20 protein-coding genes and 2 tRNA genes are annotated in these 20,096 nt (G+C 54.2%); 12 read left to right on the plus strand and 10 right to left on the minus strand.

Annotation, left to right across the window (positions count from 1 at the left end; genetic code table 11):
• Both AC5Q5A_RS04370 and AC5Q5A_RS04375 read left to right on the plus strand, forming a co-directional pair.
• Positions 1 to 76: transfer RNA gene (locus tag AC5Q5A_RS04370), tRNA-Glu, on the plus strand.
• A 44-nt stretch (positions 77 to 120) separates the two neighbouring features.
• Positions 121 to 196 (plus strand) — tRNA-Glu (locus tag AC5Q5A_RS04375).
• Between the two features lie 85 nt (positions 197 to 281).
• Here AC5Q5A_RS04375 and AC5Q5A_RS04380 read toward each other — a convergent pair.
• From AC5Q5A_RS04380 to AC5Q5A_RS04390, 3 genes are all read right to left on the minus strand, one after another.
• Positions 282 to 848 (minus strand): hypothetical protein, encoded by a 567-nt coding sequence (locus AC5Q5A_RS04380; RefSeq protein ID WP_493894467.1) that lies wholly within the window; start codon positions 846 to 848, stop codon positions 282 to 284.
• A 9-nt stretch (positions 849 to 857) separates the two neighbouring features.
• Positions 858 to 2,228, minus strand: a complete 1,371-nt coding sequence (locus AC5Q5A_RS04385) for a DNA polymerase IV (RefSeq protein ID WP_493894468.1) — start codon at positions 2,226 to 2,228, stop codon at positions 858 to 860.
• Between the two features lie 111 nt (positions 2,229 to 2,339).
• Complete coding sequence (locus AC5Q5A_RS04390; protein WP_493894469.1) at positions 2,340 to 3,638, minus strand: EAL domain-containing protein; 1,299 nt, start codon at positions 3,636 to 3,638, stop codon at positions 2,340 to 2,342.
• 333 nt (positions 3,639 to 3,971) lie between these two features.
• Here AC5Q5A_RS04390 and AC5Q5A_RS04395 point away from each other — a divergent pair, with 333 nt between their 5' ends.
• The 3 genes from AC5Q5A_RS04395 to AC5Q5A_RS04405 all read left to right on the plus strand — a co-directional run bounded on the left by AC5Q5A_RS04395 (position 3,972) and on the right by AC5Q5A_RS04405 (position 7,183).
• Complete coding sequence (locus AC5Q5A_RS04395) at positions 3,972 to 5,381, plus strand: SPOR domain-containing protein (protein WP_493894470.1); 1,410 nt, start codon at positions 3,972 to 3,974, stop codon at positions 5,379 to 5,381.
• 141 nt (positions 5,382 to 5,522) lie between these two features.
• A complete protein-coding gene (locus AC5Q5A_RS04400) occupies positions 5,523 to 6,248 on the plus strand; it encodes an SAM hydrolase/SAM-dependent halogenase family protein (protein ID WP_493894471.1) in 726 nt (241 codons plus the stop codon).
• A gap of 110 nt (positions 6,249 to 6,358) precedes the next feature.
• Positions 6,359 to 7,183: an MBL fold metallo-hydrolase gene (locus AC5Q5A_RS04405; protein WP_493894472.1), complete on the plus strand. Its 825-nt coding sequence runs from the start codon at positions 6,359 to 6,361 to the stop codon at positions 7,181 to 7,183.
• 69 nt (positions 7,184 to 7,252) lie between these two features.
• On the opposite strand, the gene AC5Q5A_RS04410 is transcribed toward AC5Q5A_RS04405, so the two are convergent.
• The 4 genes from AC5Q5A_RS04410 to AC5Q5A_RS04425 all read right to left on the minus strand — a co-directional run bounded on the left by AC5Q5A_RS04410 (position 7,253) and on the right by AC5Q5A_RS04425 (position 12,480).
• Positions 7,253 to 8,791 carry an arylsulfatase gene (locus tag AC5Q5A_RS04410; RefSeq protein ID WP_493894473.1) on the minus strand — a complete coding sequence of 513 codons (1,539 nt, stop codon included), beginning with the start codon at positions 8,789 to 8,791 and terminating at the stop codon, positions 7,253 to 7,255.
• A gap of 181 nt (positions 8,792 to 8,972) precedes the next feature.
• The gene (locus AC5Q5A_RS04415) at positions 8,973 to 9,665 is read right to left on the minus strand and encodes an OmpA/MotB family protein (protein ID WP_064780769.1); all 693 of its coding nucleotides are present in this window, start codon (positions 9,663 to 9,665) and stop codon (positions 8,973 to 8,975) included.
• An 11-nt stretch (positions 9,666 to 9,676) separates the two neighbouring features.
• Positions 9,677 to 10,471, minus strand: coding sequence for a motility protein A (locus tag AC5Q5A_RS04420; RefSeq protein ID WP_063090019.1), 795 nt, complete (start codon positions 10,469 to 10,471; stop codon positions 9,677 to 9,679).
• A gap of 296 nt (positions 10,472 to 10,767) precedes the next feature.
• Entirely contained in the window at positions 10,768 to 12,480 is a 1,713-nt protein-coding gene (locus tag AC5Q5A_RS04425) for a methyl-accepting chemotaxis protein (RefSeq protein WP_082923532.1), read from the minus strand.
• Positions 12,481 to 12,727: 247 nt separating this feature from the next.
• On the opposite strand from AC5Q5A_RS04425, the gene AC5Q5A_RS04430 reads away from it, so the two are divergent.
• The 6 genes from AC5Q5A_RS04430 (at position 12,728) to AC5Q5A_RS04455 (ending at position 15,504) form a co-directional block, all read left to right on the plus strand.
• Positions 12,728 to 12,994, plus strand: coding sequence for a hypothetical protein (locus AC5Q5A_RS04430; RefSeq protein ID WP_008890910.1), 267 nt, complete (start codon positions 12,728 to 12,730; stop codon positions 12,992 to 12,994).
• 38 nt (positions 12,995 to 13,032) lie between these two features.
• On the plus strand, positions 13,033 to 13,245 hold the full coding sequence (locus tag AC5Q5A_RS04435) for a hypothetical protein (protein ID WP_493894474.1): 213 nt from the start codon (positions 13,033 to 13,035) through the stop codon (positions 13,243 to 13,245).
• A 79-nt stretch (positions 13,246 to 13,324) separates the two neighbouring features.
• On the plus strand, positions 13,325 to 13,558 hold the full coding sequence (locus AC5Q5A_RS04440; protein WP_008890909.1) for a hypothetical protein: 234 nt from the start codon (positions 13,325 to 13,327) through the stop codon (positions 13,556 to 13,558).
• A 161-nt stretch (positions 13,559 to 13,719) separates the two neighbouring features.
• Positions 13,720 to 14,247, plus strand: coding sequence for an adenine phosphoribosyltransferase (locus AC5Q5A_RS04445; protein WP_064780771.1), 528 nt, complete (start codon positions 13,720 to 13,722; stop codon positions 14,245 to 14,247).
• 127 nt (positions 14,248 to 14,374) lie between these two features.
• Positions 14,375 to 14,821, plus strand: coding sequence for a hypothetical protein (locus AC5Q5A_RS04450; RefSeq protein ID WP_008890907.1), 447 nt, complete (start codon positions 14,375 to 14,377; stop codon positions 14,819 to 14,821).
• Positions 14,822 to 14,943: 122 nt separating this feature from the next.
• Positions 14,944 to 15,504, plus strand: a complete 561-nt coding sequence (locus tag AC5Q5A_RS04455) for a Panacea domain-containing protein (RefSeq protein WP_493894475.1) — start codon at positions 14,944 to 14,946, stop codon at positions 15,502 to 15,504.
• 31 nt (positions 15,505 to 15,535) lie between these two features.
• Here the strand turns inward: AC5Q5A_RS04455 and AC5Q5A_RS04460 are convergent, their stop codons facing one another.
• A complete protein-coding gene (locus tag AC5Q5A_RS04460) occupies positions 15,536 to 16,585 on the minus strand; it encodes a ChaN family lipoprotein (RefSeq protein WP_493894476.1) in 1,050 nt (349 codons plus the stop codon).
• A gap of 35 nt (positions 16,586 to 16,620) precedes the next feature.
• The gene (locus AC5Q5A_RS04465; protein WP_493894477.1) at positions 16,621 to 17,775 is read right to left on the minus strand and encodes a trans-sulfuration enzyme family protein; all 1,155 of its coding nucleotides are present in this window, start codon (positions 17,773 to 17,775) and stop codon (positions 16,621 to 16,623) included.
• 102 nt (positions 17,776 to 17,877) lie between these two features.
• On the opposite strand from AC5Q5A_RS04465, the gene AC5Q5A_RS04470 reads away from it, so the two are divergent.
• A complete protein-coding gene (locus AC5Q5A_RS04470; RefSeq protein WP_493894478.1) occupies positions 17,878 to 19,191 on the plus strand; it encodes an NAD(P)/FAD-dependent oxidoreductase in 1,314 nt (437 codons plus the stop codon).
• Positions 19,192 to 19,226: 35 nt separating this feature from the next.
• Here the strand turns inward: AC5Q5A_RS04470 and AC5Q5A_RS04475 are convergent, their stop codons facing one another.
• Entirely contained in the window at positions 19,227 to 20,078 is an 852-nt protein-coding gene (locus AC5Q5A_RS04475) for an EamA family transporter (RefSeq protein WP_493894479.1), read from the minus strand.
• Positions 20,079 to 20,096 lie beyond the last annotated feature (18 nt).

Here is a 20,096-nt window from a genome sequence, read left to right on the forward strand (position 1 = left end):
GTCCCCTTCGTCTAGAGGCCTAGGACACCGCCCTTTCACGGCGGCAACAGGGGTTCGAATCCCCTAGGGGACGCCACCAACCGAAAGTCACGACATTCGCACATAAATGCTTGTGCCTGTGTCCCCTTCGTCTAGAGGCCTAGGACACCGCCCTTTCACGGCGGCAACAGGGGTTCGAATCCCCTAGGGGACGCCATCTTTTCCAAATATAAATCAATATGTTGCGTTAGTATGCTCGAAAGCTATTTTGGCGGGCATTTTTTTTATGTCCATTTTTAACTTCATTTCTCAGTCTTAGGATCATTAAGTATATCCTCGTTGCTTTTTAGTTCCTGAATTATCGCGTATCCTGCCTCTTTCTGCTTTTTCCTTTCGGCATTATGCAGGTTTTCCCATCTGCCGAGGGAGAGGCTGTTTAGAAGCGTTTGTGAAACTCGGTCTTTATGTACTGCTATGAACCATAGCTGCAGTGCTTGGAATTCGATTGGTGCGGTTTTAGCTAGCCTCAGGTAGTCTTCGACGCAGCTAAAAAGTAAAAAATCATTCTGAATATCAGAAAATGTTTTTCTCGCATCTTCATTGCGATCAATTTCATCTTTGTTGCGTCCGATGTGTTTAAAAGCATTTCGATATATATTTCGTGCTGCAAAGTATTCAACAAGATCTAGGCTTGAGTTCGATTCTAGAACATCGGAATGAAATGGTCGCTCTCCAGTTCGCTCGCATAAATCGGAAAGTAGCTCGCTAGCGGCGCCAGCAAGGGTATGAACAGATACCGGATCGTCATCTTTAAAGAATAAATTAGTCGCTGTAAGTAGCTGTTGGCGAGCGATAAACAGTAAGTCCAATTTGGGCCTCTAAAATCTAAACTTATGTTGACGAACAGCTTTCTTTTTATGCTGCCGATAACGCCGTGTCAGGCTTTCGCGCAATTGTTCGGCAGTCGGTCGGGGCAGGTCGATGACCGTGCGCGGGGTTTCTGGTGTGATTGCGTCTGATTGCGCGGCATCATCGGTGATGGCGGCGATATCACCGGCAAACAAATCAACCGGATCAGCCATATCGGCGTCGTAAAGGTCGGCGACCCCGACGCCAAGCAACCGATAGCGTGTGCCATCGATTTCCTTTTTAAGCAGGGTCAGCGCTGCGTCCAGAATGACGTCTTCGCGCAAGGTCGGATAGGTCAGGCGCATGTTGCGCGTGCGGAGCTTGAAGTCCGATGATTTCAGTTTCAGGATCACGGTGTGCCCGGCGATTTCCTTGCGCGCCAGATCGCTGGCAACCCGCGATGTCAGGCGGGTGGCAATCTCGGAAAGCTCGGACAGGCTTGCGATATCTTCGTTGAATGTGGTTTCCGAAGACAGGCTTTTGCGTTCCGTGCTTTGCTCCACACGCCGGTTGTCTTCACCGCGCGAGAAGTAAAAGAACCGCTTGCCGATACTGCCATATCGGCCCTGAAGGGTATGGATGTCCATTTCCTGCAGCTGCCCGATGGTTGTAACGCCATCTGCGTGCAGTTTGCGCTCCATCGCGGGGCCAACACCCCACATCATACGCACTGGCTTGTCGGCCAGGAAATCAAGCGCCTCACGCCGCCCGATCATGGAAAAGCCAAACGGCTTGTTGAGGTCGGACGAGATTTTGGCAAGAAACTTGTTATAGGAAAGCCCGATCGAGACGGTAATGCCGACTTCGCGTTTGATTGTCGCCTGAAGGTCGATCAGGCATTCTGCCGCAGATTTGCCATGGGTTTCCATGGCGTTGGTCAGGTCCATAAAGGCCTCGTCAATCGACAGCGGTTCGATATCGGGGGTGAGTGCACGCATCATGTCGCGAATGCGATAGCCTTCGCGCTGATACTTTTTCATATCGGATTTCAGAAACACCGCATCAGGGCAGAGTTCCCGTGCCTTGAAGGCAGGCATCGCGGACCGCACACCATATTTGCGCGCAACATAACAGCATGTCGCGACAACACCACGATGACCGCCGCCAATGATGACAGGCTGATCGATCAGTTCCGGTCGATCACGCTTTTCGATCGAGGCATAAAAGGCATCGCAATCAAGATGACCAATCGAGAGTTCCGGCAATTCCGGGTGGGCGATTGCGCGCTTGCAGGAACAGACCGGGCAGGGCACATAGGACCCGCTGCCGCTTTTTGGGAGCGGTCGGTCAAGATGCAGTCGCCATTTGTGATGGCAATCCGGGCACAGCGCGTACAACATGCTTATGTGTACTGCTTTTGTTCCCGTTTTGCCAAGGGGTGAAATGAAGGTGGTGGCTGGTAAACCAAGGCTCCTGACCGGTTTGTCAGGAGGATGTCTGGCGGCGGTCGGTTATCGCGTCGGCTTGTCGTCGGTTGGTCTTGTCGGGGCAGGTCTGACGGCCTTTTTTGCGTCGCGCTTGGCGCGGCGCTGCCGGGCGATCATGTTGTCGATATAGCGCCCCTGGAACAGGGTAATGCCAAGCGACTGGCCGAACTTGATCGCGGTGGGCGAATCACAACGGCACAGGATCACGCGTTCCCGGCCCGAGTTCTTCACCAGACTGTCCATTTCCGAATATTTTTTGCGGATGACATTATCGGTCATCTCTTCGCGCCAGGCGACCTTGATAAAGTCTGCCTTAAGGCGTTTACGATCAACAAAGGACAGGGCTTCGACCGTCAGGTTGTCGATCAGAATGCGATAGCCGCGTTCATGGAAGTCGTCACGCACACTGAGATAGGTTTCAAGGTTTGAAAACAGATCAACCTGATTAAGCTCGATGATCACGTTGCCCTGCCAGTTGCGGCGCACGGTTTCGTCAAACTTGTCAAAATCCTTTGACGTCAGGGTGCCAAGATTGAGGTTGATCGAGAACGAACTTGCATGCGTCTTGAAGGTCCGCTTGCACAGGTAGTTCAGCATGCGTTTGTCGAGTGTCTCGGTCATGTGCTGGAACAGCCAGCGGTTTGACGCCAGATCAATATTGGGCATCAGCGCGTTGCGCAGATCGGTGATCGAGACAAAGAACTCGTCAAAAACTGGATGCAGTTCCTTGGAACTGCCATGGGCAAAGACACAGACCGGTTGCTGGCGAATATGTTCGGACAGATCGGCTGTGTGAATGGTTTCTTCAAGTTCGCCGAGGTTTTCGGCCGTGATCGGGTTCAGGACGTTGTTGTCTTTTTCACGCTGGATGGCGCTGCGCATGTTCAAGCTTTTCTGAAGCTTTTTGGCGCGCTCATCAAGGTGCTGACACAGCAACAGGAATTCCTGGAACTCGGTATTAAGGTTGTACCAGGTGCAAAAACCGGTTTCCTCGCTGTCGTCCTGTGACAGCGGATCATCGCGGAACAGATAGCGCAGCGTATCAACAGCCGGTTCGACATCGGCAATCGACTTGTCTTTCCAGACAAAGATCAGATCATTGTTGGTCAGAACAAAGATACGGCCGACATAGAGTTTGACATAGCTTTCAAAGGTATTGGTCGCAACGCGGATATGATAATCGCGGCGGTGGAACGGCTTTAGGCGCGACAGGTGAATATGTACCGCCCGGTGCCCGTATTTACGGGTCTCCAGCCGTTGCACATAATCCAGCAACAGGTATTCCTGAAGGGCCTGTTGGCCATATTGCTGCGGTTCAATCACGCCGAAACCCCTGAAAGAGAAAACGTTTTTTTGAGTGGTTATTTGCCGGTTGAATACACCGAAGACCGAAGTCTGATCAAATCATAATGTTCTGAAGGTCTGGTTAATGGTTGAGACACTCACTTTAGCACTATTCTATGTATAGAAACTATACGTATGGCAGGACAAGTGTCGCGTCAAAAACAGTGATTAATTTGCTTTAACGAATTGTTGGCAAGCAGAGTGCAAAATCAAGGCTGTATGGGGGAAGTCCATGCCGGGTTTTGCTGGAATATGAACTGGCACTACAGCATGATTTCCGAAACGGGTTTTATGGAATAGGGGATTGGCGCCATGCAGGTATCCGCAAAGCGGACCGGAAACTGGCTGAAAATCGGCAAGGGTATTGCTGTGATCGGTATGGTTTCATGGGTGTCGGCCTGTGCGCCGCTGCTGGATCAGGACTTCTGGGACGAGGCAACGTCCTTCGCCGATGACAATTACACGGCCCTTGGCCTGCAACAATTGGCCAGCGGTGATTATGCATCTGCTGAAAAGCTGTTTGACGAGGCACTGCGCAAAAATCCCCAGGATGGCCATGCAATGTTGTGGCGGTCTGTCCTTTATCAAAATACCAACCGCCCGGATCGGGCGCGCGACGGTTATGAAACACTGATCGCGATGAACCCTCCGGGTACGGTTCTGATGTCTTCGGCAACGGGCACACAGCCGCGTCCGCTGCGTGATGCAGCTGAATTCAACCTGTCGCGGCTTCAGCGCGGCCTGCCGGGGTCGCTTAGCATCAATGATCAAATCATCAGCGGGCCATCGGGCCTTGGCAATGGTGCCGCGGCTGTGGCCGCCGGTCGTGCCACAAACGCGCCAATGACGGGCAACTCGGTTTCGTCCATGACCAGCGCGTCAACCAGGTCGATGGATGTTCCGGCCGGTGCAGTCCTGTCGGCAGGGGACGAGGCAATCGCCAAACGGTTTGCGATCTTGCGCAATCTGCAGTCCACCGGACTTGTCACGCCCGAGGAATATTCCGCCCGCCGTTCGGCAAACCTTGGTGCCTTGCTGCCGATGAGCCAACCGGCACCGTCGGCATTCTTGAACAATCCGCCGCCAGATGGCGAACAGGTCGAACAGCGTCTTAATCAACTGAACCGTGCGCTTCAGATCGGGGCGATTACCGTGCAGGAACATGTTGCGGAACGCACCGCCATTCTCGATGCGTTGTTGCCAGCCCAGCCGCGTCAACGCGCAACCCCGCCGCCAGCCCCGCAAGGTCTGATGGATGCTGCACGCCAGATCGCACGCATCGAAGACCTGCAACAGATGAAGCTGGTGACACCCGATGAGTTCAAGCGCGAACGTGACGCGATTGAGGCCGCCATTGTCGAACCGGCACAGGGCACGGCAATGACCCTTAATTCCGGGGAACCGGTTCGCCGTGTCGCCACGGGTGAAAGCCGCCCGGTTCAGGCGGCTGAGGAAATGGCAAGCGCGCCTGCCGCTATGGCAAGTGGCTCCAAATCCGTTCATCTGGCGTCTTATCGTAATGAGGCACAGGCAGAACGCGGTTGGCAGATCCTGAGCAGCCGTTATGGCCAGCTTGCCCCGCTTCAACATGGTGTGACGCGCGCCAGCATTCCGGGCAAAGGCACCTATTATCGCCTGATGGCAACGGGGCTAAGCGATAGTGCGGCAAGCTCGCTGTGTGCGGAGCTTAAACGACGCGGCCAGTTCTGCGAGGTCAAGTAGCACTTCGGGTCCATGGACCTTATCTTAAAAGAATAGCGACAACGCCGGTGGGATCAAAATGTTGCCACCGGCGTTGTTGTCTTCAAGCTAGGTCCTGAGCCTAACCCTAACCCTATTCAACCGATATTCCGGTAACATGCCATGATCTTTGTCTTTAGCGATTTTGGTGTAAACGGCCCCTATAGCGGGACCATGCGGTCGGTCGTGATGCGTCATGCGCCGGACGTCCCGATCTGCGATCTGATGTGTGATGCGCCGGATAGGAACCCGAAAGCCGCAAGTTATCTTCTGGCGGCCTTGAGCCGTGAATTTCAGGCGGGTGATGTGGTGTTGAGTGTTGTTGATCCCGGCGTGGGCAGTGCGCGTCAGGGGCTTGTCATTACGGCCGACGGCGTTTCATATGTCGGGCCGGACAATGGTTTGTTTGAAATGATTATACGGCGTGCCGAAAAGGTATCGATCAAGGTCATTGACTGGATGCCCGATGATGCATCGGCAAGCTTCCATGGTCGGGATATCTTTGCCCCAGTTGCCGCATGGGTCGCAACCGATCAGGCGTTTACATCACATCCGATCGCACTTGATGCGAGGTTTGGCCCGGCACAGGATTGGCCCGATGAATTGGCCGAAGTGATCTATGTCGATCCTTATGGCAACCTGATGACGGGACTTTCTGCGCGTTCACGTGATGAAAAGATCACGATCAATACGCATATCGTTTCCGGGGCGCGGACATTCTCCGACGTGCCGGAAGGATCGGCTTTCCATTACCGCAATTCGATTGGGCTGTGTGAACTGGCGGTCAATTGCGGACGCGCCGACAAAATGATGGGCGCTGTGATCGGAAGCACTGTTGGCGTGAATTGAATATGTTACGCGCAATCGATGATTGGTTCGTAAGTATGTGATGTGATCGTTTGAAGGTGTGATAACTGGTGTTTGCGATAAGCAATCAATCCTTGAGCAGGGCTTGGTGAATGGCGATTGAGGTTAAATTCTGGGGCGTTCGTGGAAGCATTGCATGCCCGTCACCTGACCATGTTGTTTATGGTGGCAATACCAGTTGCATTGAAATGCGTGTCGGTGACGAGGTCCTGATCTTTGATGCAGGGACCGGGATCCGCAACCTTGGCAAGGACCTGATCCGGCGCAATGTTACCCATGCCCATATCTTCCTGACCCATACACACTGGGATCATATCAACGGATTTCCGTTCTTTGTGCCGGCCTATAACCCAAACGCGTCCTTCCGTGTCATGGCGGGGCATCTGACCCATCAGGGCGGGGTGGAACGCGTGTTTTCGGCCCAAATGGCCGACCCGACATTTCCTGTGCCGCTGTCTGCCATGCAATCGAAGCTGACATTTGAGGATTTCAGTGTCGGGGATGAATTGCATCCCGCTGATGGTATCGTGATCAAGACGGCACCCTTGCGTCACCCCAACGGGGCGACGGCGTTTCGTGTCGAGCATGATGGTAATGCGGTGTGTTATGTGACCGATACCGAACATGATCCGGAGACCCCGGACCCGATCATTCTTGATTTCATCGAAGATGCCGATCTGGTGATTTACGATTGCACTTACACCGACGAAGAATTTCCGCAGAAAGTCGGGTGGGGGCATTCGACATGGCAGGAAGGTATTCGGCTGTGCCGGGCCGCCAATGCCAAGCAACTGGCACTGTTCCATCACGATCCGGAACATGATGATGCGGCGATGACCATTATCGAGCAAAAGGCACGCGCCACCTGGTCAGGCGCGTTTGCTGCCCGCGATGAAATGGTGTTGCACATCGAATAGAGTGTTTTCGCGCAAAAAAGCCCAAGGCCGCGTCCCTGCGATCCTCGCAGGGACGCCTAGCCAGTCGTCTTAGCGCGAATTGCCGCTTTGCATGTCCTGGACAATCTCGTCGACATCGACCGTGAAGCTGGCCTGACGTGGGGGATATTCCTCAAACGACTGGAAGAACTTGTTTACCACACCGATGGCCGGCGCAAGGGTCCATGACCGGTTTTCCTGCCATTCATCAAAACCGCGTGCGTCGTGGAACCGCTCGAACGGATCAAGTTTCAGGTTGGTGATCAATGGCGTGGTCAGGTTGTTGGTAACCCCGTTGAACCATTGGTCCTGTTCAGTAAACAGGAATTTCCAATCGCCATAGCGCAAACCGTGGAACTTCGTTTCCGTGAAATAGAAGAATTCCTTGCGTTTGGTTGGGCCATCCTGGGTCAGGATATCGGTTTGATCATAGCCATCCAGATGGACCCGATATGTGCGATCACCAATCTTGTGACCATCAAGCAGCTTTTCCTTGAGATCCTTCTCACCCAGCTGCGACATAATGGTTGGTACCCAGTCTTCCATGGTCATGAATTCGCCGGTTGTCGTGCCGGGGGGCACAACGCCGGGCCATTTGACTGCCATGGGGACCCTGAACCCGCCTTCATAACCGCCAACACCTTTTTCACCGCGGAACGGCTGGTTGCCGCCATCGGGCCAACTGTTCGATGCCGCGCCATTGTCAGTGGAGAACATGACCATGGTGTTGTCTGCCACACCAAGCTCATCAAGAAGGTCGAGGAGCTCGCCGACATCGTCATCAAGCTCTTTCATGCCGTCGGCATAAAGGCCGTAGCCGGTTACACCTTCATATTCCTGGCTTAGATTGGTGCGGTAATGCATGCGCGTGGTGTTATGCCAGACAAAGAATGGTTTATCGTCTGACACAGCATCACGAATAAACCGTTTGGATTCTTCGAGGACTTCCTGATCAAGGGTCCGTTGCCGTTCGCGCCCGAAACTACCAAGGTCCTCGATGGATTGCGTGCCGTCTTCCTGATGCAGGGAATGAATAATACCGCGCTGGGCGATGTATTCGGCCACCTTGCTGCCGGTCGGATAGTCGTACTGTTCGACATATTCGCCGGCATTCAGGTGATAGAGAATGCCATAGAACTCGTCGAAGCCATGATTGGTCGGCAGGTGTTCATCGAGGTCGCCAAGGTGGTTCTTGCCGAACTGGCCGTTTGCATAGCCCTGTTCACGCAGCATTTCTGCAAGTGTCGGGTCTTCTTCCTGCAGGCCGATGGGCGATCCCGGGATGCCGACGGTACTAAGTCCGAGACGCATCGGATACTGGCCGGTCAGGAACGCCGCACGACCAGCCGTGCAGGATGCCTGTGCATAATGATCCATGAACAGCATGCCGTCATTGGCGATGCGATCAATATTAGGGGTGCTACCACCCATCATTCCACGGTGATAGGCGCTGATGTTCCACATTCCGACATCATCGCCCCATATGACGAGGATATTCGGGCGCTCGGAAGCTTGATTGGTTTGTGCAATAGCCGCACACGGGAGGATCATCAGGGCAGTCAGGGTTTGAAAAATTCTGGAGAGTTTCATTTTCCCACCTTCCTGTTTGACGTGTCAGCGCAGACCAGATGGTCGTCTGACCAAGCCAACAGAAAAGAAGGCTGAGCTCGGTGATAACCTAAGGGTGAAATTTTGTATCTTCTGCGCGCCCTTGAATTGTATTTCCGGGTCGGGTTGGCGTCAAGTTATGGTGGTGTGACAGGGGGACGTTTCAAAACACGCGGGAGTATTTCGGGAAGACACGGATTTCAATCCGGCGGTTGGCTTCGCGGTTTTCCGGGATCGGTTCGCCGAAATCGTTGCGGTTTGGCAATTTCGGTTTGGTATCGCCGTAAGAAATGGCGCGCATGCGTTTGCTGTCAGGATCAACGCCAAGGGCGGCAAAGAACCTGACAACTGCGATGGCACGACCCGCCGCCAGATCCCAGTTTGTCGGGAACCGCGGTGAATTGATCGGGCTATCGTCGGTGTGACCGGAAACTTCGACCTGAAAACCGAGATAGCGCGGTTCTTTCAGAAGATCCCCGACATCCTTAAGAAACAGGACAGCATCATTGGTCAGGTTGGCCGACCCCGGTTGGAAGAACGACGCGCTGCCCATTTCCATCAGGATGCCTTCGTCGTCGGTCGACACATTGACCGCACTGTCCAGCGCCATGTTGAAAACGACATCGCGCAGATCTGTCTCAAGCACCTGTGTCGGGCGGACGACTTCGCGTTTGCCAATCTGTTCGGCGATGCCTGCCTGTACCTTTTCAAACATCGGTATTTCGACCTTGGAAAAGCTGACCAGCATGACGAAAAACGCCATCAAAAGGGTGATGGCATCGGCATAGGTTGCAAGCCAATCCTCGTTGACCGGTTCTTCTTCCTTGAATTGCAGGCGTCTCTTGCCGCGGGCCATGATCTATCCCCTTACTTCGACGACTTGTCGATATTGAAATGAATGGCCGGATCAAGGAAGGAATTCATCCTGTCCTGAATGGCGCGCGGGCCTTTGCGATCTGCCAGCATGATCAGGCCTTCAGCTATCAGGTAATTGCGAAACCGCATGATTTCCTCGCGCTGCTGGATTTTGCTGGCCGCTGGCAGGAAAAAGAACCGGGCGGCGACAATGCCATACAATGTCGTGATCAGCGCAATCGCAAGACCGGCACCAAGTGACGTCGGATCATCGGCCATCTTATCAAGCATGATGACAAGGCCGACCAGTGTCCCGATCATGCCAAAGGCCGGGGCGGCGGCCGCCATGCTCTTAAGGATAGCAACCGGTACCAGGTTACGGCTAAAGGCGTTATCGATGGCATTGTGAAGCATCTCGGCGGTTTCCTCGCCGTCATAGCCTGTGATGACGACTTCCATCGCCCAACCCAGAAACGGTTCGTCCTTGCCGACCCGTTCGGCTTCCTGTTCAAGGGCGTTGATACCCTTTTTCTGCAACAGATAGCCCCATTTTACCACACGGCCGACTTCGCCGGTCAGTTGGCCACGGCCCATTTGCGGGGCGCGGAAAATCTTGAAAATCAGTCTGAGCGCCAGCAGCACATAGCGCGCCTCATAGGCAATAAATGTCGCGGCCAGCGTGCCGCCAACCACCATCAGTGCACTCGAAAGGCTTAAGAATACCAGATAGTTGTCGGTCGAAATAAAGATCGACCCGATAAACAGGCCAAGGCCGACCATAATGCCTAAAATCGTCGTAAACGACATTGTCCCCACAATCCCCCGGGTCGTCGACATGGCGCTTTTGTGTGTCAAAGACACAAGACATTAGAAAAAAGAATATTATTATTTTACGTAAGAATAGGCCCGCGTTTCGTTGTTTTGAAGTTAATTTTATTCAATTCAAAGTCGATAACGTCGGCCGGGGGCAGATGCAAGGGGTGTGGTCGTTGCAACTTCTGGCATAAGTTCGGTTCATTCGGTGGTTGCCAAAAACAAAACCGACGGCAAAACAACTGTCTTGCCGCCGGTCAATGGTGAACGATTTCTGCGCAGATTTGCGCTTAGCTGCTGCGGATGTCGGCAAGGAACTGATCGACCTGCGCGCGCAGATCGTTGGACAGCGTCCCAAGTTCTTCGGCAACATCAAGAACCAGATGGGCAGCCTGATCGGTATCGGCGACGGTGTTGCTGACCCGTTCGATATTGCTGCTGACTTCCTGGGTGCCGATGGCAGCCTGTTCGACATTCTGCGCGATCTCGTCGGTGGCATCGGATTGTTCGCCAACCGCGGCCGAGATGGTGTTGACCATTTCGGTGATGCGGCTGATCACATCCGAGATATCCCCGATCGAGCTGACCGTTTTGCCGGTTTCTTCCTGAATGGCCGTGATCTGTTCGGCAATTTCGTTGGTCGCGCGGGCCGTCTGGTTGGCAAGGTTCTTGACCTCTGCCGCGACCACGGCAAAACCTTTGCCAGCTTCGCCCGCACGGGCGGCCTCGATGGTGGCATTGAGCGCCAGAAGGTTGGTCTGTCCTGCAATGTCACTGATCAGCTCAACAATTTCACCAATGCGGTTGGCAACTTCCGACAGGCCCTGAACGGTTTCGGACGACTGGGCGGCCTCGCGCGATGCCTCGGCTGCAATCTGGGTTGATTGCTGTGCCTGTTCCCCGATCTGGGAGATTGATTCAGACAGATGGTCGGCGGCATCGGCCACAGTACGGACATTGACCGTTGCTTGTTCGGAGGCGGCGGCAACCGTGGTTGCGCTTTTGCTGGCCCGGTCGGCTGAATCGACAAGACCGCGTGCCGTGGTCTGCATGCGTTCGGCCGAGGCCGAGACCGCACCGACGATTTGCGCAATCACGCCTTCGAAACTGCCGATATGGCGTTCAAGGCTTTGCATGCGTTCTTCGCGGCGGCGGGATTCTTCTTTTTGTTCGGCTTCCATCTGCTTTTTGGCAATCGCATTGGTGCGGAAAACATCAACCGATTTCGCCATTTCGCCGATTTCATCCTGGCGCGACAGGGCGTTGATTTCAAAGTTGGTATTGCCGTCGGCCAACGCATTCATGTCATTGCCCAGATCAGAAAGCGGGCCGGTGACAATGCGAGACAGCAGCACCCGCATACCGATGATGGTGGCAATTGCGATTGCAAGGCCGCCCAGAACAATACCGATCAGGATACGGTTGGTTTTTTCCTGTTCGGGTGCGACGGAAAGGCTTGAGGACAGAACGGCGATTACGTCGCCGGTGTCGGCCTCCATCGCGCCATGGCAGCTAAAGCAGACTTCGCGATCCGCACCCTTGGTTTCCCCCAGCACAATCGGCATCGACAGGCGATAGGTGCCGTTATCAGTATAACGGCCAATCATCTTGCCGGTTTCGATGGCCTCGATATCAATCTCGTCGCGCGGGGTTTTAAGCGGCTTCTCGCCGAATTCTTCCATATAGGCCATGGTGGTCGGTCCCCATGCGGACCAGAGTTCGCCGGGATAGTCGCCATTGCGGCTGTCAAACCAGTTATTGAAAACCTGAATGCCGATATCGTCGACATCATCGGGGCGGGCGGCCATCACATTGACAATCAGCGCATGCAGCGACGTCAGCTCGTTTTCACTTAGCTGATGAAGCTTTTCATCCATGGCTTTTTCCTCGACCACAGTCATCATCAAAAGCGCAATAATCACAGTGGTAGAGACGCCAAATGCGGACGCCCACATAAAGCGTTTGCGAATGCTCATGGCGTTGAAGGCAGACAGGATGCGCATGGTAACTCCCCGATGGCATAGGCTTCAATAAACCCGACGGAACAGGATGTTTTTTGTTCTGTTTCGCGGGCTTGTGAACCATGCATGATCGCGGAAAAAGTGCTTTGATATGCCTCAAGCGGGGCGAATTGAATTGGTATAGTTCGTATCGCCAAACGGGCTGTTTTCAACGTTGCGGGGCTTGCAAGCCCAACGACAAACAGGCATAACCAGCCCAACAAACACATTCGATACACAGGACAATCTGATGACGCTTTCCTATAGCGACACCCGCAAGAAGCTTGATCAGATCACCGCAGAAATGCTGGGACTGATCCGCAAATACGGTCTGGATGCGGCAAGCCCGTTTGACGTGATCGAAGTCGCGCGTGCAAAGATCACTGACCAAAACGATTACATCCGTTTTCTGGAACTGTCGCTTGAGGGCCGGATATACGGTGAATATGGCGATGCCCTGCAAAAGCAGATCGACGAAGAAGCCAAACAGGCCGAAGCCGCCAAAAAGCTGAACTAGCGCTCTGAGCCTAGCGTTCTGGGAGCGTCGTTTGCGCATTGATCGAATTTATTTTCGGCCTGTCTTCTGTTTTGAAGACGGGCCGTTTTTATATGGCTGGTAAGCCGCAAACTGGCACAAATCTTCTAACCTCAGGAAAGGCTGATTTTGCGGCATCGGAAGAATTGGGCAAACTGTCACAAATTCTTCCTGATCTTGTCACCGTGCTGCAGTTGAGCGGCCATGAAGTTAGGACTATATGGCTTCTGTAAACGCCGCATCACAAAAATGGATGCGACAAAATTCGATGGGCAAAACCGTCGAAAACCAACGAGCAACAGGATGACTGACATGAAAAAGAGTTACGTCCAGACTCTGATGGAAGTCGAAAAAGTATTCGGTCAGATCAATGACCATGATTATCGCCTTTACCGGGCCGTTTGGGGCAATCGTCAGGCGGCACAAACCGGCTTGCCGCGTGGAACACGCGCAGAAATCAGCAAGAAGCTCGCCAATGACTTTGTTGCGGCGGTACCGTCTGTCGCACATATCAACCCGCGTCTGTCCACACCGCACGCGGCTTGACGCGGTTAAAAGCTTGGCTCCGGCAAGGCACGGATGATGGGATGTACCTTGCCAATTCACTCTGTTTCAGGCATCAAGTGACGCCGTATGTGATCTGGCCGTGATAGTCATGGCTTTTGAGCTGCGAAGTCGCATTTCCTGATATCTGGCCGGAGTATCCCATGTCGATCAAGTCGTTGATTCGTACCATTCCCGATTACCCGAAAAAGGGCATCATGTTTCGGGATATCACGACGCTGTTCGAGGACCCGTATGGTCTTAGCGAAGTGATCGACAGTTTCGCCGCCGAATTCCAGGACAAGAAGATCGACATGATCGCCGGGATCGAAGCGCGTGGCTTTGTCATCGGCCCGGCGGTTGCCGTCGCTCTTGGTATCGGTTTTGTCACCATCCGCAAGCAGGGCAAGCTCCCGGCTGAAACGGTCGGTGTCGAGTACGAACTCGAATATGGCACCGACGTCATCGAAATCCACAAGGATGCCGTCAAACCGGGCAGTCGTGTTCTGATCATGGATGATTTGATTGCCACCGGTGGCACTGCCCTTGCCGCGATTGATCTGGTCGAAAAGATCGGGGCAGAGGTCGCAGGTTGCGCCTTCATCATTGATCTGCCTGATCTTGGTGGGGCGCAGAAAATCCGCGATCGCGGTATCGAAGAATTTCACTTGGTCGAATTCGAAGGCGATTAAGACGCCTGGAAACTGAGGTGAGGGGCAGGAATTGCGAATTTCCTGCCGTATCACTATATATTCATGTATAATGCATGGATTAAATTAGGTCTTAGCCCATATCGGTCTTTCGCCAAGGCAGAGGAACATGATCGCACCGGTCCAAAACGCACAGACAGTCTCACAGGTTGGCCAGTATGGCCGACTTGCGCCTGCTGGTGCGCGCGGTGTGGCAACAGCCGACCGGGACAATCAGGTTGAGGCATCGTCTCAGAACTACACCTATGACCCCGATGATGACGGTATTCTGTTTAATGCCTATGTCGATGGCAAAAACAAACGTCAATCGGGGCAAGGCAATCCCGGCGAACAGAAAGACCAGCGCACCGAACAGCGCAATCTGTCAGCCGCGCGTCGCGCAAGTGACCGCGAGGGTGCTGTCGATATGCCCAGCGAGATCGATTTTGCCAGCCTGCTTGATCCATCAATCCCGTTTGACCTGTCGGCCAATAGCGGTACATCGTTTTATGCGGTGGTCAACGCGGTGGCCCACGGTGTGGGCGTGCGCGGCAAGCATCTGGATGCGACCGTTTAGGCTGGCCTGCCCATAGGCACTTCAAACCGCTACTTTCCCCGAAAATTTAAAAACCTGATCGGTGATGCTTGTTGGTATCTGCCATAGGTTTTATGATCCTTGGCAAAACGTGATCGTATCCCATGACCATCGGGCACAGCATGAAGAACAAGCCGGTTCTCAATACAGTATTTGATGCCGCATTCAGGTTCATTGACCTAGCACTCAATGACAACGAATATCTGCAGCCGCAAAAACTGCATCGTTTGTTGTATCTGGCCCAAGCCTATTACGGCGCGAACTATCACGGCAACATGTTGATGCCCGCCATCTTTGTCGCTGAGGAATTCGGCCCGGTCGAACCCAACCTTTATGCCGTGATGGAAGAATCCCGACCTGATGTGCGGCTAAAATCGGTTGATCCGAAAACCATCCATTTTCTTGAAAGCATCTGGGCGCATTTTGGTCATCACACGGTCGAACATCTCAGTGTGACCGTGCGTAATCATCCGCCCTTTACCAAGGCCTACAAGGAAGGGATCGGAACGATCATCCCGTTCGACGAACTGGTTGAATTTTATGCCTCGGTCCGCAAAACCGCGACCACGCCCGAGGCCAAGGAAGTCGTGCGCCCGCGCGTCATGCGCTCCCACAAAGGCAAACCGGTTGCGACCACCGACTGGTTGCCGCGCAAGATCAAGTAATCCGAAAAGCTTGGCTGAACGGGTTTTGGGGTTATTGCCCCATTCCCAGGTTCTGGCACGGATCGCCGCGCGCGATGTCATTGGTAAACCACATGAAATCGATATCGTCGGGGGCACCAAAACGCATGGCATAATCCTCGATGCTTGACGCGTCCGGGCCGGGATCATCGGCCTCGATCAGGCTGACGACTGCGATATCGCGCGGCTCAAGATCCGGTTCATAGCGCTGCAAATGCCAGGGGGTGGCAATGCTGTGGCGGACATGCATGGCACCCGCAATCAGGAAAGCACCATCAATGCCGTCAATATTTGCCGCATCGCTCATCGCACGCGCAAGCGACGCATCGCGGGCAAACTGAACGGCTGAAAAACCACCCAGCATGCTTTTGGGCAGCATATTGCAATGCCCCTCGGCGATTTCGACATTGAAGCGATCAAGTATTTCTGTCGGCATATCTGGCAAATCAAGCTTGGCAGCCAGATCATCGGGCAGGGCATCGTTGCCATTGCTGATCATGGGTTTAAGCAGATCATCCGGCAGATTACCCGCCACCATCATCAAACCGTTATCGCGTGCAGCCTGCGCAATCGGCGCGTAGTCATGCCATGACGGCCAACCGCGATCTTCCCACGCCATCGCCGGGCCGAGTTCCGAAACCGGAAGCGTCTGCCAGCTGTCTTCAAGCGATGCCTGTTGATCACGGGTAAACATTTCCCAGACAACCGCACGTTCACGTTCATCCGACTTGCTGAGTGCATTGACCAGCTGTGCCTGATGATGATGGTGGATGGGATTGTCGTGCTTTTCGCCGATCAGGATGTATTTGCGACCTGACAGCCGTTCGACCAGCGCATCAAACATGATGTATTCGCCAGCCACCACGTCAAAAATCAAACCCGGCGCCGGGGGCAGGGCATTGACGTCGGTCAGGCTGCCCTGAGGGGTGTTGCTATCATGTGCAACCGTCGGGGCGATGGGAAGGATAGTCGATGCCAGCGCAACCACAGAGAAACCGACAGTGCGTTTAACAGCATGTGTCCATGATCTGACTGCGATTTGGATCGGCATCGACTTGGGCATCGATCAGTTGAATCCTGATTGAAGACGGATGTGTCTTATTTGCTTAAGCGCAAGGCCGTTTCAAGGTCGTTAACAAGATCACCACAATCTTCGATCCCGACCGAAAGACGCAGAAGGTCTGCCGGTACCGGGCTGGTCGGCCCTTCGACCGAGGATCGATGTTCGATCAGGCTTTCAACCCCGCCAAGCGATGTCGCGCGTTTAAACAGTTTGCACTGGTTGTGGAATTCAACCGCGCGCTTTTCGCCGCCCTTGACGCGTAGCGACAGCATCCCGCCAAAACCACCTGACATCTGCTTTTTGGCAATTTCATGACCAACATGGCTTTCAAGGCCGGGATACTGAACCTGTTCGATTTCCGGGTGGTTTTCGAAATGCTTGGCAATCGCCATGGCATTGGCACTGGCGCGCTCCACACGGATCGAAAGGGTGCGCATCCCGCGCAGTAAAAGCCATGTTTCAAACACGCCCAGAACGGCACCGCCCGATGCGTGCTGTTTGCAAACGCGCTGCCAGAATTCGCTATCCTTGGCAGTGGTCAGGGACCCGGCAAGAACGTCACTATGACCGTTCAGATATTTGGTCGCCGAATGCATGACGATGTCGGCACCAAAATCAATCGGACGGGTCAGAAGCGGCGTGGCAACGGTGTTGTCAACGACCACAAACGCACCAGCGGCCTTGGCCAGTTTGGCAACCGCGGCGATATCGGTGATCTGCCAATCCGGGTTGGCCGGGGTTTCAAGCCAGACCAGCTTGGTCTTGCCGGCAACAATGCATTTGTCCCAATCGGCAATATCGGCGTTGTCGACAAAATCAAATGACAGTCCGGCACGTACACCGCTATCGAGCATAAAGCTGCGCAGCGCCCAATACATTACCTTGGGGGCGACGACGTGATCACCCGGATTCAGCGCATGCAAAACAGAAACGGCAGCCGCCATGCCCGATGCAAACAGGCGGGTTTCAGAACCGCCTTCAAGTTCGTTTAGGACTGCACAGGCCTGATCATAGGTCGGGTTGTCCGCACGGGTATAGCATCGCCCATCGTGATAGCTCAGATCCGTGTTGCGTTCGAACGTGGTGGACGGATAAAGCGGCGGTGTAACGGATTTGGTGGCTTCATCCACCCAGCCAAGCGCCTGTGCACTTACGGTGGCGGGGGACTGTTTTTTTGCATGATCAGACATGGTGGCACCTGATTTGGTTGAGATTTGTTGGCGCGCAACATAACGTGGTTCCCGCCACACACCAAATTGAATTGCCACCAATATTCATCTTTAGGTCCCCACATGACGAATTATCCGAAAATCACCCTGCCAAAGGAATGCGACGTCGTTGTCATCGGCGGCGGCATTCACGGGTCATCAAGCGCCTATTACCTGACCAAGGCCGGCATGAAAGTCGTGCTTTTGGAAAAGGATACCATCGCGTCACACCAGTCCGGTCGCGCCTGGGGCTTTGTCCGCCAGCAGGGGCGTGACCCGGTAGAACTGCCATTGATGATCGAATGCAACAAGATCTGGCAAGGTCTTGAAAAGGAACTGAATGCCGATCTGGAATGGCGCCAGGGCGGGGTGCTGTTTGTCGCCCGCGATGACAAGGAAATGTCGGAATTCGAGGGCTGGATTAACGACACCAAACACTTTGGCATCGAAACCCAGGTCCTTGACCCCAAGGGGGTCGAAAAACTGACACCGGGGATCACAGCACCGGGTGTTGGCGGGATCTACACGCCCTCAGACGGGCAGGCCGAACCGAAAAAGGCCGCCCCGGCAATCGCCAAACGCGCCAGTGAATTGGGTGCTGTGATTGCCGAGGGCTGCGGCGCGCTTTCGATTGAAACAGAGGCCGGCGCGATCAGTTCGGTGGTGTCCGAACAGGGCGAAATCAAATGCAAATACGTCATCTGTGCTGCCGGGGCTGCGACGCATAAATTCGTCGCCAAGTTCGGGCGGCGTTTGCCGCAGCAAACCACGCGCGGTACCGTGATCCGCACCACACCCGTGCCTGATATCTCGGCTGCGGGCACGCTGGCGGCTGGGCTTGCATTCCGGCAACGCGCAGATGGGTCGATGAACATCGCCGATGAATTCATGACCGACATTGATTTGACGCTGGGTCGGTTCAAGTATGCCCGCGATTTCATGCCGGGGCTGTTTGATAACTGGGCGACTTTCAAGTTCCACTTTAACAAGCGGTTCTTTGATGATCTGGTCGATCGTATGCCGGGATCGGATGCATCACGGCAACCCATGATCGGACGACGTACCAATCAGGCGGAACCGTATGAGGTGCGGGTTAAAAACGCGATGCGCAACCTGCAAAAGGTCCTGCCACAGATTAAGAAAGTCGGTATTGTCGATACCTGGGCGGGAGACATTGATGTCACCCCGGATGCGGTGCCGGTGATTGATCAATTCGACAATCCCAAACATTTCTTTGTCGCATCGGGCTTCTCGGGCCATGGCTTTGCCATGGGGCCGGTGGTTGGCAAGGTGCTGGCAGATTGGATCACCACCGGGCAGCCATCCATCACGCTAAAGGGCATGGAGCTTGGCCGGTTTGAAGACGGCACGCGCCGTGTGCCGCGCACGCGGGTCTGATCGCGTGTCGTGAAACAGATATTGGGTAGGGGCGGTTACAGGCTGCGTGCCAGACGCAGGACAATCGCTCCGCCCAGCGTCATCATGGTCGAGGACAGCTTTATAAGGTTAAGCTTCTCGCCCATGAAAAACACGCCGATCAGAAGGGCAAAGACAATGCCGGTTTCACGCAGGGCGACCACAAGCGGGATCGGCGCCTGTGTAAAGGCCCACATCACAGTGGCATAGGCCGCAAAGGACGCGGTGCCGCCAATCGCAAAGACCTTTTTGCCAGATCGCGCGATATCGACAAGGATGCGCGGGCGCATGAAGGTCACGATCACGGCGAAGATCACGACGTTGCCAATCGTCTGATAGCTGTAATAGCCAAGCGCCGTTCCGGCCAGCCTTGCACCGGTGCCATCGACCAGTGAATAGCTGCTGATGAAACAACCGGTAATGATCGCGGCAAGGGCAGCATTGCGGTTACGCATGCCATCGGCTTGTCGCGTTATGCACATGCTGATGATGCCAACCCCGATGATAACAATCGCCAGCCACTCGCTGACATGCAGGGTAACCCCCATGATCAACACGGACACCGCCGCAACAATCAGCGGCGAAGACCCGCGTGCTATCGGATAAACCTGGCTGAGATCGCCCAAACGATACGCCAGGATCAGAAACAACTGATAGCCGATATGAAGTCCAAGCGAAGTCAGAAGATAAGGCCAGCTTTCGGGGGCAGGAAGCTCAACAAACGGCAACAGGGTCAGAACAATCGGCGTATGACCCAGCACGATCGCCGTCATGTTCATCAATTTGTCCGAGCCACCCTTAACCAGTGCATTCCACACGGCATGCATCAGGGCAGCGCCCATTACAGCAAGAAAGACAGTCAAACTCATGGCGGGGCGACCAATGTT

This window comes from Thalassospira sp. CA1 (genome assembly GCF_059052855.1).

What these genes read in the sequence shown, in the direction of transcription:
- AC5Q5A_RS04385 (WP_493894468.1), bottom strand. Translation starts at nt 2,228, where the DNA reads ATGTTGTACGCGCTGTGCCCGGATTGCCATCACAAATGGCGACTGCAT.
- AC5Q5A_RS04395 (WP_493894470.1), top strand. Translation starts at nt 3,972, where the DNA reads ATGCAGGTATCCGCAAAGCGGACCGGAAACTGGCTGAAAATCGGCAAG.
- AC5Q5A_RS04450 (WP_008890907.1), top strand. Translation starts at nt 14,375, where the DNA reads ATGATCGCACCGGTCCAAAACGCACAGACAGTCTCACAGGTTGGCCAG.
- AC5Q5A_RS04400 (WP_493894471.1), top strand. Translation starts at nt 5,523, where the DNA reads ATGATCTTTGTCTTTAGCGATTTTGGTGTAAACGGCCCCTATAGCGGG.
- AC5Q5A_RS04465 (WP_493894477.1), bottom strand. Translation starts at nt 17,775, where the DNA reads ATGTCTGATCATGCAAAAAAACAGTCCCCCGCCACCGTAAGTGCACAG.
- AC5Q5A_RS04445 (WP_064780771.1), top strand. Translation starts at nt 13,720, where the DNA reads ATGTCGATCAAGTCGTTGATTCGTACCATTCCCGATTACCCGAAAAAG.
- AC5Q5A_RS04410 (WP_493894473.1), bottom strand. Translation starts at nt 8,791, where the DNA reads ATGAAACTCTCCAGAATTTTTCAAACCCTGACTGCCCTGATGATCCTC.
- AC5Q5A_RS04420 (WP_063090019.1), bottom strand. Translation starts at nt 10,471, where the DNA reads ATGTCGTTTACGACGATTTTAGGCATTATGGTCGGCCTTGGCCTGTTT.
- AC5Q5A_RS04470 (WP_493894478.1), top strand. Translation starts at nt 17,878, where the DNA reads ATGACGAATTATCCGAAAATCACCCTGCCAAAGGAATGCGACGTCGTT.
- AC5Q5A_RS04455 (WP_493894475.1), top strand. Translation starts at nt 14,944, where the DNA reads ATGACCATCGGGCACAGCATGAAGAACAAGCCGGTTCTCAATACAGTA.
- AC5Q5A_RS04440 (WP_008890909.1), top strand. Translation starts at nt 13,325, where the DNA reads ATGAAAAAGAGTTACGTCCAGACTCTGATGGAAGTCGAAAAAGTATTC.
- AC5Q5A_RS04430 (WP_008890910.1), top strand. Translation starts at nt 12,728, where the DNA reads ATGACGCTTTCCTATAGCGACACCCGCAAGAAGCTTGATCAGATCACC.
- AC5Q5A_RS04415 (WP_064780769.1), bottom strand. Translation starts at nt 9,665, where the DNA reads ATGGCCCGCGGCAAGAGACGCCTGCAATTCAAGGAAGAAGAACCGGTC.
- AC5Q5A_RS04475 (WP_493894479.1), bottom strand. Translation starts at nt 20,078, where the DNA reads ATGAGTTTGACTGTCTTTCTTGCTGTAATGGGCGCTGCCCTGATGCAT.
- AC5Q5A_RS04405 (WP_493894472.1), top strand. Translation starts at nt 6,359, where the DNA reads ATGGCGATTGAGGTTAAATTCTGGGGCGTTCGTGGAAGCATTGCATGC.
- AC5Q5A_RS04425 (WP_082923532.1), bottom strand. Translation starts at nt 12,480, where the DNA reads ATGCGCATCCTGTCTGCCTTCAACGCCATGAGCATTCGCAAACGCTTT.
- AC5Q5A_RS04460 (WP_493894476.1), bottom strand. Translation starts at nt 16,585, where the DNA reads ATGCCCAAGTCGATGCCGATCCAAATCGCAGTCAGATCATGGACACAT.